Annotated in this window: 10 protein-coding genes; 3 read left to right on the plus strand and 7 right to left on the minus strand. The window is 72.6% G+C overall.

The features are described from left to right. The 3 genes from IEY71_RS14640 (at position 1) to IEY71_RS14650 (ending at position 4062) form a co-directional block, all read left to right on the plus strand. Positions 1 to 948 carry a YegS/Rv2252/BmrU family lipid kinase gene (locus IEY71_RS14640; protein WP_189086102.1) on the plus strand — a complete coding sequence of 316 codons (948 nt, stop codon included), beginning with the start codon at positions 1 to 3 and terminating at the stop codon, positions 946 to 948. Beyond that, on the plus strand, positions 945 to 2594 hold the full coding sequence (locus IEY71_RS14645; RefSeq protein WP_189086103.1) for a GMC oxidoreductase: 1650 nt from the start codon (positions 945 to 947) through the stop codon (positions 2592 to 2594). Before IEY71_RS14640 ends, IEY71_RS14645 begins: the two co-directional genes overlap by 4 nt. Before the next feature lie 181 nt (positions 2595 to 2775). Beyond that, complete coding sequence (locus tag IEY71_RS14650) at positions 2776 to 4062, plus strand: uracil-xanthine permease family protein (RefSeq protein WP_189086104.1); 1287 nt, start codon at positions 2776 to 2778, stop codon at positions 4060 to 4062. Positions 4063 to 4128: 66 nt separating this feature from the next. Here the strand turns inward: IEY71_RS14650 and IEY71_RS14655 are convergent, their stop codons facing one another. The 7 genes from IEY71_RS14655 to IEY71_RS14685 form a co-directional block, all read right to left on the minus strand. Further along, positions 4129 to 5592, minus strand: coding sequence for an NCS2 family permease (locus tag IEY71_RS14655; RefSeq protein WP_189086105.1), 1464 nt, complete (start codon positions 5590 to 5592; stop codon positions 4129 to 4131). Between the two features lie 77 nt (positions 5593 to 5669). Continuing rightward, positions 5670 to 6020, minus strand: a complete 351-nt coding sequence (locus IEY71_RS14660; RefSeq protein WP_189086106.1) for a peptidase — start codon at positions 6018 to 6020, stop codon at positions 5670 to 5672. Continuing rightward, complete coding sequence (locus tag IEY71_RS14665) at positions 6017 to 7195, minus strand: inorganic phosphate transporter (RefSeq protein ID WP_189086107.1); 1179 nt, start codon at positions 7193 to 7195, stop codon at positions 6017 to 6019. Before IEY71_RS14665 ends, IEY71_RS14660 begins: the two co-directional genes overlap by 4 nt. A gap of 108 nt (positions 7196 to 7303) precedes the next feature. Then, complete coding sequence (locus IEY71_RS14670; protein ID WP_189086108.1) at positions 7304 to 7786, minus strand: 8-oxo-dGTP diphosphatase; 483 nt, start codon at positions 7784 to 7786, stop codon at positions 7304 to 7306. 16 nt (positions 7787 to 7802) lie between these two features. Next, on the minus strand, positions 7803 to 8834 hold the full coding sequence (locus IEY71_RS14675; RefSeq protein WP_189086109.1) for a 6-phosphofructokinase: 1032 nt from the start codon (positions 8832 to 8834) through the stop codon (positions 7803 to 7805). 149 nt (positions 8835 to 8983) lie between these two features. Beyond that, entirely contained in the window at positions 8984 to 11107 is a 2124-nt protein-coding gene (locus IEY71_RS14680) for a DEAD/DEAH box helicase (protein WP_189086110.1), read from the minus strand. Between the two features lie 255 nt (positions 11108 to 11362). Beyond that, on the minus strand, positions 11363 to 12097 hold the full coding sequence (locus IEY71_RS14685; protein WP_189086202.1) for a ZIP family metal transporter: 735 nt from the start codon (positions 12095 to 12097) through the stop codon (positions 11363 to 11365). Positions 12098 to 12101: the final 4 nt, after the last annotated feature.

Consider the following 12101-nt stretch of genomic DNA (forward strand, 5'->3'; position numbering starts at 1 on the left):
GTGGGCGGGCACATCGCGGTGCTGGCCAATCCGTTCGCCGGAAAGGGGCGCGGACGCGCCGCCGCCGCCTCGGCCATCGCCGGACTCCGCGCGCACGGCGTCGAGGTGCGCAGCTACGAGGGGGGCTCGGCCGCCGAGACCGCCGCGCTCGCGGCGCGGGCACTCGATGGCGCCCCGACCGCGCTCGTGGTCGTCGGCGGGGACGGCACCCTCTCCGGGATCCTCGAGCCCCTCCTCCGCGCGTCCGTGCCGATCGTGCTCGTGCCCGCGGGCACCGGCAACGACCTCGCCCGCGCGCTCGGACTCCCCCGTGACGACGCGGCGGCGGCCGCGGCGCTCGCCCTCACCGGCACCGCCCGGGTCATCGACGTCGGCGAGGTGCGCAGCGCCGGCCGGACGACCCCCTTCCTCACCGTCGCCGCCCTCGGCTTCGACGCGAAGGTCAGCGACCGCACGAACCGGCTGCGCTGGCCGCACGGCGCGCTCCGCTACTACCTGGCCCTCGCGATCGAGCTCGTGCGGCTGCGCCCCATGGACTTCACCATCCGGATCGAGGACGAGGACGAGCTCCGCGCGCCCGGCACGCTCGTCGCGGTCGGCAACACCGAGAGCTACGGCGGCGGGATGCCCGTCTGCGTGGGCGCGCTCCCCGACGACGGGCTGCTCGACGTCGTGCACGTCGCCCCGCTCACGCGGCTGCGGCTCGTGCGGCTCTTTCCGCTGCTGCTGCGCGGCCGGCACGACCACCGCCCCGAGGTGACCCACCGGCGCGCCCGCGAGGTGCGGGTCTCGGCCCCTGGACTCACCGTCTACGCCGACGGCGAGCGCGTCGGCAGCGGTGCCTGCGAGATCGTCTCGCGGGCGGGCGCGCTGCGCATCATGGTGCCGCACGCCCAGGGCCGGCCGTCGGCCGCCGACGCGGCGCACGCGGCGGGCGGCCCGGCATGAACGCGGCCACCGGCTTCGACGAGGACGTCGTCATCGTCGGCTCGGGCTTCGGCGGCTCGGTCGCGGCGCTGCGGCTGGCCGAGAAGGGCTACCGCGTCCGGGTCTACGAAGCCGGCCGGCGCTTCGCCGACGAGGACTTCGCGAAGACGAGCTGGAACCTGCGCCGCTACCTCTGGGCGCCCGCGCTCGGCTGCTACGGCGTGCAGCGCATCCACCGTCTGCCCCACGTGATGATCCTCGCGGGCGCCGGGGTCGGCGGCGGCTCGCTGAACTACGCGAACACCCTCTACGAACCCGGACCCGGCTTCTTCGCCGACCCGCAGTGGGAGGGCCTCGCGGACTGGGCGGGCGAGCTCGCCCCGCACTACGCGACGGCCAAGCGCATGCTCGGCGTCGTCGAGCGGTATCCGCACCGCGGCCCCGTCGAACGGATCATGGCGGGCGCGGCGGAGGACCTCGGCGTCGGCGACACGTTCCGGCACGCGCCGGTCGGCGTCTGGTTCGGCCGCCCCGGCGAGCGCACGGCCGACCCCTTCTTCGGCGGCGAGGGGCCCGAGCGCACCGGATGCACGCTCTGCGGCAACTGCATGGTCGGCTGCCGGGTCGGCGCGAAGAACACGCTCGTGAAGAACTACCTCGCGCTCGCCGAGCGCCGCGGCGTCGCCATCGAGCCGCTGCGCACCGTCACCGAGGTGCGCGAGCTGGCGGGCGGCGGCTTCGCCGTCACCACCCGCCGCACCGACGGCCGCCTGCGCCGCGGCGAGCGCACCGTCACCGCGGAGCGGGTCGTGCTCGCCGCCGGCACCTGGGGCACGCAGCAGCTCCTGCACCGGATGAAGCGCTCCGGCGCGCTGCCGGCCGTCTCCGACGCGCTCGGCCGGCTCACCCGCACGAACTCGGAGGCGCTCGACGGGGCCGTGGCCACCGCGGTGCCCGAGTCGCTCGGCCTCGCCCGCGGCGTCGCCATCACGACCTCCTTCCACGTCGACGACCGCACCCACGTCGAGAACGTGCGGTACGGGCCCGGTTCGAACCTGATGGGCGCCCTGGCCACCGTGCTGGTGCCGGGCGAGCTCCCGCTCGCCCGCCGCTTCGGCCGGGTCGTGCGGCTCGTGCTGCGCTCACCGGCGCGTCAGCTCCGGCTCGCCTCGCTGCGCCGCTGGAGCGAGCGCGGCATCATCGCCCTCGTCATGCAGACGGCCGACAACTCGCTGACCCTCTCGTTGCGCCGCCGCTTCGGCCGGCTTCGCCTCACGAGCGAGCAGGGGCACGGCGAGCCGAACCCGAGCCATCTGCCGGAGGCGCACCGTGCCGCCGAAGCCATCGCGGCCCGGATGGCCGTGGAGGGCGGCGTGCCCGCCGAGGCGCGCGGCTCGTGGCCGGAGGTGTTCGGCATCCCGCTGACGGCGCACTTCCTCGGCGGCGCCACGATCTCGGCGTCGCCCGCCGACGGCGTCGTCGACGCCTACCACCGGGTGTGGGGCCATCCGGGGCTCTCCGTCGTCGACGGCGCAGCCGTGCCCGCGAACCCCGGGGTGAACCCCTCGCTCACTATTACCGCGCTCGCCGAGCGCGCGCTGTCGCACTGGCCCATGGCCGGCGCGGCCGACGGTCGGCCGAGTCAGCAGCAGCTGCTCGACCGCTGAGCACGGCCCGCGCGGCAGCCCGTCCTCGCCACGTCGTCGCTTCTCCGCTCGAAGTCGCGACAGGGGCCCCTCCGCTTCGCTATGCTCCGATGCAGCGCACGGTCCCGACCGCGCCGCTCCAGCCCCGGCCCGCCGCGCGATCCGCGATGACGGGCACCCCCACCACGCGAAACGGAGCCCCATGGCACTCCCCTGGACCCTTCACGGCGACGGCAAGACCGTCGCCCCGGGCGAGGTCGTCGCCCCCGGCGAACGCCTGAGCTGGCCGCGCACCATCGGCCTCGGCGCGCAGCACGTCGTCGCCATGTTCGGCGCCACCTTCCTCGTGCCCCTGCTCACCGGGTTCCCGCCGGCGACGACGGTGCTGTTCTCCGGCATCGGCACGATCCTCTTCCTGCTGATCACCCAGAACCGGCTGCCGAGCTACCTCGGCTCCTCCTTCGCGTTCATCGCCCCGGTCACCGCCGCGCTCGCCTCCGAGCAGGCCGCCGACCCGATGGGGGCCGCGCTCTTCGGCATCGTCGCCGTCGGCGTGATGCTCGCCCTCATCGGCGCGCTCGTGATCTGGACGGGCACCGGCTGGATCGACGTGCTCATGCCGCCGGTCGTCGCGGGTGCGATCGTCGCGCTCATCGGTCTGAACCTCGCCCCGGCGGCGAAGTCCAACTTCGACCAGGCGCCGCTCACCGCGCTCATCACGCTCGCGGCGGTGCTGCTCACGACCGTGCTGTTCCGCGGCATCCTCGGCCGGATCTCGATCCTCATCGGCGTGCTCGTCGGCTACATCGCGGCCGTGCTGCAGGGCCAGGTCGACTTCGAGGCGATCCAGCAGGCCGCCTGGCTGGGGCTGCCCGAGTTCCACCTCGCCGGCAACCCCTTCGCGGATGCCGCGCTCTGGGGCCTGCTGCCCGCGTTCCTGCCGATCGTGCTCGTGCTCATCGCCGAGAACGTGGGCCACGTGCGCGGCGTCGCGCAGATGACCGACCCCTCCGTCAACCGGCAGACGGGCCGCGCGCTCTTCGCCGACGGCGTCGCGACCACCATCGCGGGCTTCTTCGGCGGCTCGGGCACGACGACCTACGGCGAGAACATCGGCGTCATGGCCGCGACGCGCGTCTACTCGACGGCCGCCTACTGGGTGGCCGGCTTCGTCGCGATCCTGCTCGGCCTCTCGCCGAAGTTCGGCGCGCTCGTGAACACGATCCCCGCCGGCGTGCTCGGCGGGGCCACGGTCGCGCTGTACGGCCTCATCGGCATCATCGGCGTGAAGATCTGGGTCGACAACAAGGTCGACTTCTCGCGCCCGGTGAACCAGTTCACGGCCGCGACGGCGCTCATCATCGGCATCGCGAACTTCACGATCGAGTTCGGCTCCGTGGTCTTCAACGGCATCGCCCTCGGCACCGTCGCCGCGATCGTCGTGTACCACGCGATGAACGCCATCGGGAAGGCGCGCGGCACGGCGTAGGCCCGCTCGAACGACGGATGCCCCGGGCAGCAGTGCTGCCCGGGGCATCCGTCGTTCCGGGGTCGATCAGGCGAACAGCGCCTCCACCGGGCCGCGGGCGAAGTAGAGCAGGAAGCCGGCCGCGACGATCCACAGCAGCGGGCTGATCTCGCGCGCCTTGCCGCCGAGCGAGCGCACCACGACCCAGGCGATGAAGCCCGCGCCGATGCCGTTCGCGATCGAGTAGGTGAGCGGCATGACGGTGACCGCGAGGAACACCGGCAGCAGCACCGAGAAGTCGCTGAAGTCGATGTACCGGATCTGCGACATCATCAGCGCGCCGACGATGACGAGCGCGGCCGCCGCGACCTCGGTCGGCACGATCGACACGAGCGGTGTGAAGAACATCGCGAGCAGGAACAGCACGCCCGTCACGACGTTCGCGAAGCCCGTGCGGGCCCCCTCGCCGATGCCGGCGCCCGACTCGATGAAGACCGTGTTCGAGGAGCCCGAGGTGAAGCCGCCCGCGACGGCGCCGACGCCCTCGACGACGAGGGCCGACTTGATGCGCGGGAAGTCGCCGCGCTCGTCGGCGAGACCGGCCTCCTTGGACAGGCCCGTCATGGTGCCCATCGCGTCGAAGAAGTTCGTGAAGACGAGGGTGAAGACGAGCATGAGCGCGGCGAGCACGCCGATGCGCTCGAAGGAGCCGAAGGAGACCTGGCCGACGAGCGAGAGGTCGGGCAGGCTCACGGGCGAGCCGGAGAGCTCCGGCACCGACAGGCCCCAGCCGTTCGGGTTCACGAGCTCGCCGTTCGCGATCTTCGGGCCGAGGTTCCAGATCGCCTCGATGACGACCGCGAGCACGGTGCCGGAGACGAGGCCGATGAGGATGCCGCCCTTCACCTTGCGCGCCACGAGCACGCCCGTGATGAGGAGGGTGAGGATGAAGACGAGGCTCGGCACGGTGGCGACCGAGCCGCCGGCGCCGAGGCCGACCGGCGGCGAGGCGACGCCCGTGGCGGTCACGAAGCCGGCGTCGACGAAGCCGATGAAGGCGATGAACAGGCCGATGCCGACCGTGATCGCGAGCTTCAGCTGGATCGGCACCGCGTTGAAGATCATGCGGCGCAGGCCGGTGGCCGCGAGCAGCACGATGATGAGGCCGTTCACGACGACGAGGCCCATCGCCTGGGGCCAGGTGACCTGCCCCACGACGGAGACCGCGAGGAAGGAGTTGATGCCGAGGCCCGCGGCGAAGCCGAACGGCAGCCGCGCGACGACGCCGAAGAGGATCGTCATCACGCCCGCGGTGAGGCCCGTGACCGCCGAGAGCTGGGCGAAGCCGAGCTGGTCGCCGTCGACGTCGACGCCGGAGGACAGGATGATCGGGTTCAGGATCACGATGTAGGCCATCGTCACGAAGGTGACGATGCCGCCTCGGATCTCGGTGCCGACGGAGGAGCCGCGGGCGGTGATCTCGAAGAAGCGGTCGAACGCGTTCTTGGGGGTCTGCTGCGGGGTGTCAGCAGTCGGGGTCGTGGTCGTCATTGGCTGCGCCTTCTGTGGGGTCGCCGAGCTCGCGCTCGGAGGTGGGGAATCCGAAGGGTGGAGCAGCGACTCGGGCGTCAGGCCCCGCCGACGAGCCGCGTGAGGTGCTCGCCGAGGATCAGGTAGATCCCGACGAGCACGGCGATCGCGCTCAGCGCGAAGCACCCCCACGCTCCGATGAGCGCGAGCCGCTTCTGGCCTTCCGTGAGCGGACTCTTCTTGGCCGCCTTCGCGGCGCGCTTCGCTGCGGCCTTGATCTCGGCGGGCGTGACGATGGTGATCGCGTCGGTGAACTCGGCGGGCGTGACGAGCGGGGTGCGACCGGACAGGGTGAGCAGGCGGATGCCGAGCGCGTAGGCGCTCACGACGACGCAGGCCCCGACGAGCGCGGAGACGAGCACGAGGAGGAAGTCGAGCCAGTCGATCACTTCTTCGCCTTCCGCTTGGGCTTCGGGTTGCGCTTGATCTTGACGGCGCGACCGGAGTCGGCGACCTCGGAGACCACGTTGTGGTGGGAGACCTCGCTGCGCCGGGACCACATGAAGATGCCGATGATCACGACGACGCCGACGACCGCGTCGATGATGACGCCGCCGACGCCCAGGTGGGCGACGAGCGCGGCGAGCGCGCCGACGGCGCCCGCGGCGGGCAGCGTCAGCAGCCAGCCGACGCCGATGCGACCGGCCGTGCGCCAGCGCACCTTCGACCCCCGCCGGCCGAGGCCCGAGCCGATGACCGAGCCCGAGGCGACCTGCGTCGTCGAGAGCGCGAAGCCGACGTGGCTCGAGGCGAGGATCGTCGCGGCGGTCGCCGTCTCGGCGGCGAAGCCCTGCGCGGGCTTCACGTCGGTGAGGCCGGTGCCGAGCGTCTTGATGATGCGCCAGCCGCCCATGTACGTGCCGAGCGCGATCGCGACGGCGCAGGTGACGATGACCCACCACTGCACGTCGCTGCCGGGCGACTGCAGGTTCGCGGCGACGAGCGTGAGCGTGATGACGCCCATGGTCTTCTGCGCGTCGTTCGTGCCGTGCGCGAGCGCGACGAGCGAGGACGAGAAGATCTGCGCGTAGCGGAACCCGTCGCGGCCGTCGGGCTTGCCGTCGTAGCGCCGGGTGATCGCGTAGGCGAGCTTCGTGGCGGCGTAGGCCACGAGCCCCGCGGTGAGCGGCGCCAGGAGCGCCGGCAGGATGACCTTGGACACGACGACCGGGAAGTCGATCGCGCCGAGGCCGGCGCCCACGATCGCCGCGCCGATGAGGCCGCCGAACAGGGCGTGGCTCGACGAGGACGGGAGCCCGAGCAGCCAGGTGATCATGTTCCAGACCACGGCGCCGATGAGGCCCGCGAACACGAGCTCGGGGGTGATCAGCACGCCGCCGTCGCCCTCGCGGATGATGCCGCCCGAGATGGTCTTCGCGACCTCGGTGGAGAGGAACGCGCCGACGAGGTTCAGGATCGCGGCGAGCGTGACGGCGGCCTTGGGCCGGAGCGCGCCGGTGGCGATGGGCGTCGCCATGGCGTTCGCCGTGTCGTGGAAGCCGTTGGTGAAGTCGAAGAAGAGCGCCAGTGCGATGACCAGCACGACGATGAGGGTGAGATCCACCGGCGCCTTTCTGTAGTGGACGCTGCCTCTTGTGATCGGTGAAGACGTTCACCAGAAGTTCATGGGGTATCGCTTGCGGCCTCCGGGGAGCCCGCGCACCCGTCGATCCTACGCGACGGACGGGCCCGGTTCCACCACGGTCGCGAGATCGTCGCCGAAGACGAAGGAGCGCTCCACCCGGCCGCCCGCGAGCACGCCCGGGAGCCAGCGCGAGGCGTCGTCCCACATGCGCTCGAGCGGCACCTCGTCGACCGGGAACCACTCGGGGTCGAGCTCGTCGGAGCCGCTCGCTTCGCCCCGCCACCGGCGGCAGACGAAGACGTGCGAGCGCTGGCTCCACGACTCCCGGCTCGGGAAGCGGTAGTCGATCACGCCCCGCGCCTCGAGGTCGGCCTGGTCGAGGTCGAGGCCGACCTCCTCGGCGACCTCGCGGACGCACGCGGCGGCCGGGGACTCTCCCGCCTCGAGCTTGCCGCCGGGCGCGACGAGCCGTCCCTCGCCGAGGCCGTGCTTCTTGCGCCCGAGCAGCACCTCGAGCCGCCCCTCCCGCTCGCGCAGCAGGTAGCAGACGCACACCTCTGGGTGCCGCATCCGGCGGGCCCGCCCCTCAGCCGAAGAGGATCCTGGCCTCGTCGTAGCGCGACTGCGGCACCGTGTTCAGGCTGCCGGTCGCCTCCGCGATCGAGACCGTGCGGATGTCGGTGCCGCGGAGCGTCACCATGGAGCCCCAGGCCTCGTCGTAGACGGCCTCGACGGCGGCCATGCCGAGCCGGGTCGCGAGCACCCGGTCGTAGGCGCTCGGCTCACCGCCGCGCTGGATGTGGCCGAGCACGGTCGCGCGGGACTCGATGCCCGTACGCTCCTCGATCATCGGGGCGAGCACGTCGGCGATGCCACCGAGGCGCGGCCGGTTGAAGGCGTCGAGGCCCTTGTGCGAGTGCGGCTCGTCCATGCCGGGCAGGGTGAAGCCCTCGGCGACGACGACGAGCGGGGCGCGGCCGCGCGAGCGCACCGACTCCACCCACTCGCAGATCTGCTCGATCGACTGCGGCTGCTCGGGGATGAGGATGGCGTGGGCGCCACCCGCCATGCCGGAGTGCAGCGCGATCCAGCCGACGTGCCGGCCCATGACCTCGAGCACCATGCAGCGGCCGTGCGAGTCGGCCGTGGTGCGGAGCCGGTCGATGGCCTCGGTGGCGATCTCGACGGCGGTGTCGAAGCCGAAGGAGTAGTCGGTCGCGGCGAGGTCGTTGTCGATCGTCTTCGGCACGCCGACGACCTTGATGCCGCCCTCGTCGTAGAGCCGGCGGGCGGCCGTGAGCGTGCCCTCGCCGCCGATCGCGATGATGGCGTCGATGCCGTGCTCGTCGAGGGTGCGCTGGATGTTCTCGGGGCCGCCGAGCTCGCCCTCGAAGGGGTTGGTGCGGCTGGAGTGCAGGATGGTGCCGCCCTGGCGGGCGAGGCCGCGCACGTCGTGCCGAGTGATGGGCACGATGTCGCGCTCCACGACGCCGCGCCAGCCCCAGCGGAAGCCGACGAACTCGGTGTCGTGGGAGATGACGCCTTTCAGCACGGCGCCGCGGATGACCGCGTTGAGGCCGGGGCAGTCGCCGCCTGAAGTGAGCAGGCCGATCTTCATAGGTGCACGTCTCCTGGGGAAGTGGGAAGGCGGGAAGGGTGCATGACCACGTCGGCGGGGTCGAATCGGAGTCTATACGGTCGCCGGAGCCGTCCGGAGACGCCGACGGGGCCGGGGCGTCGCCCCGGCCCCGTCGTGCGCGGATCGCCTCAGAGCGCGCCGTCGAGCGCCTGCCGCAGGAGGTGCTGGAGCGCGTCGAGCTGCACCGAGTCCGCCGAGCCCGGCTCGACGTCCTGGCCGTCGAGGGCGCGGGCGGCGAGGCCCTGCTTCTGGTCGATGAGCTCGGCGATGCGGGCGTCGATCGTGTGCGCGGCGATGATCCGCCACGCGGTGACCGGCTCGTCCTGACCGATGCGGTGCACGCGGTCGATCGCCTGCGTCTGCTCGGCGCTCGTCCAGCTGAGCTCGGCGAGCACGACGTTCGAGGCCGCCTGCAGGTTGACGCCGACGCCGGCCGCCGTGAGCGAGCAGACCGCGACGTGCACCTCGGGGTCCGAGTTGAACGCGTCGATCGCGGCCTGGCGGGCGAGCGCCGTCTGGTCGCCGCGCAGCGAGACGGTGCGGATCTCGCGCGCCGCGAACGCCGCCTCGGCCTGGTCCATGACGTCGATGTGCTTCGCGAAGAAGACGACCTTGCCGACCGAGCGGGCGAGCTGGGCGGCGTAGTCCGCCGCGAGCCCGGCCTTCGCCTGGCCGATGCGGCGCACCATCGTGAAGACGTTCTCGCCGGACTTCGCCTGCTTCGACTCCTCGAGCTCGGCGCTCGCGACCGCGCGGACGAACTGGTCGCGGGTGTCCTCGTCGAGGTCGCCCACGCGGAGGTCGCGCGCCTCGACGAGCGCCCGGAAGCGCTGCACGAGCCGGTTGCCGAGCTCGCGCTCGGCGGCCCGCACGGAGCGGCCCAGCTCGTCGTCGAGCTCCACCGGGAGGTCGGCGATGCGCTTGGCGGGCAGGTCCGCGGCGACGTCTACCTTGCGGCGGCGGACGATCCCGAGGTCGATGACCGCGCGGCGCGCCTCGGCGTAGAAGCCATGGTCGGCGGGCGTGAGCCCGATGCGCTCGAGCTCGGCGAGGAGCTGCGGGGCCGGCTTGTCGCCGTCGATCCAGCCGAGGAACTGCCAGATCGCCCGGAAGTCGTCGACGTCGTTGATGAGCGGCGTCCCGGTGAGGGCGAGCAGCAGCGGGTCGCCGCCCGGGGCGCTGCGACGGATGCGCTCGGCGAGGGCGAGCACGTTCTTGGAGCGCTGCGAACCGAGGTTCTTGATGAAGTGCGCCTCGTCCACGACCATGCCGCGGAAGCCGAGGGTCGACAGCCACGACATGTGCCGGTCGAGCACGTCGTAGTTCACGACGACGACGTCGGCGAAGGCGTCGACGCTCTGGCCGTCGCCGTGGATGACCGTGGCTCGCCGCTGCGGCGTCCAGCGCTCGACCTCGCGCGCCCAGTTCATCTTCACGACGTTCGGCACCACCGCGAGCAGCGGGTAGGCGTCGGCGACGGAGGCCGCGAGCACGGACTGCGCCGTCTTGCCGAGGCCGGGCTCGTCGGCGAGCAGGAAGGTGCGGTGGCCGAGCCGGGCCGCCTCCACGAAGCGGGCCTGGTGCTTCATGAGCTCGAGGCCGCGCGGGGTGACCCGGTCGATCTTCGGCGCCTCGGGCAGCGGCATCGTGGCCGACTGGCCGCCCGAGCCGAGCTCGAAGGCCTTGAACAGCGGGCTCAGCAGCTCCCAGTTCGCGAGCCGCCGGGCCGGGACGGCGGCCTGCGGCTGCCGCGAGAAGTCGGGTGCGAGGAACGGGCTCGCGAGCTGCCGCGACTTCACGGAGCGCGGCACGACCTGGTTCTCGGCGAGCATCGGCGCGGGCTCCGGCTCGCGCGTGATGATGAGCTCGTCGGCGCTGAGCTCGGCGCCGGACTCGAGCAGCCAGTCGCGGCGGAAGCGCTGCGCGACCGTGGAGATCGAGGCATCCGGTTCGAGCAGGGTGATGAGGCTGGTGTCGCGCGCCGCGGTCTTCGCGAGGATCTGCGCGATGCCGTCGAGGCGCTTCAGCAGCTCGGCGCGCTGGGCGTCGCTGAGCTCGGCATCGGCCTTCACGCGGGTGCGCTCCTCGCGCATGAGCAGGGCGATCACCTGGAACTTGGTCCGATTGGTCGGGCCGAGCTTGTTCTTCTGCGCCTTCTGCTCGACCTCGCGCACCTTGCGCGCGAGGATCGGGATGATGGGCGCGTCGTCGTCGCGGGAGCGCGTGCGGGAGCGCTGCCTGGTCTGGGCCATGGTCCTCCGGTCTCTTGGCCGTCGCGCCGAGCGTCGGCCCGTTCGGAACGACGACTCCCCCTCGCGGCCCCCGGCTGACGGATGCCGCACGACCGGAACCGCGGACTGCGCGGTGTCGATCGTCGACTGCAGGGCGGCATCTGGGACGGCTGGCGCGGATCGCACCGCCTGCCCCTGAGCGGAATCGCCCGGCGCACCCGCCATTCTAGCGGGAATCGCGCCGAACAGGCGAGTTCGCGCGGATCGGCGCGGCGCTCAGCCGCCGAGCACGTGCACGGTGTAGCTGAGCAGGAAGCCGGCGGTCGCGAGCAGGCCGGTCGCGGCGTGCGCCGTGCGGAACGCCTCGGGGATCATCGTGTCGCAGATCATCGCCAGGATGGCGCCCGCCGCGATCGCGGTGACGATGGCGGTCGTCTCACCGCTCGCCCCGTCGAGCAGCATGAAGCCGGCGATCGCCGAGACGGCGCTCGCGATCGCGATGCCGGACCACAGCAGCAGCACGTAGCGGCGGCTGCGGCCGGCGGTCTTCAACTCGGCGGTGCTCGACAGCCCCTCCGGCAGGTTGGAGATGAGGATGGCGACGAAGACGGGCACGCTGACGCCCGACCCGCCGACCATGCTGAGCCCGAGCACCGCGGACTCGGGGATGCCGTCGAGGAGCGCGCCGACCGCGATGCCGGTGCCGGTGCCCGGGTCCTCGCCGCTGCCGGGCCGGTTGCGCTGATCGAGCCGGTCGAGGAGCTGGTTGAGCACGACGTAGACGACCGCGCCGCCGGCGAAGCCGAGCACCGTCGGCCAGAGCCCGCCCTGCTCCTGCGCCTCGAGCACGAGATCGAAGGCGAGCGCGGAGACGAGCACCCCGGCGCCGAACGCCATGATGCCGGCGACGATCCGCTTCGGGACGTCGACGTACCAGGCCACGAGCGCGCCGACGAGGAGGGCGCCGCCGGCGAGCAGGCCGGCGACCCCCGGGGCGATCCACTCGGGGATCACC

This window comes from Agromyces mediolanus, assembly GCF_014648575.1.
Classification (GTDB): domain Bacteria; phylum Actinomycetota; class Actinomycetes; order Actinomycetales; family Microbacteriaceae; genus Agromyces; species Agromyces mediolanus.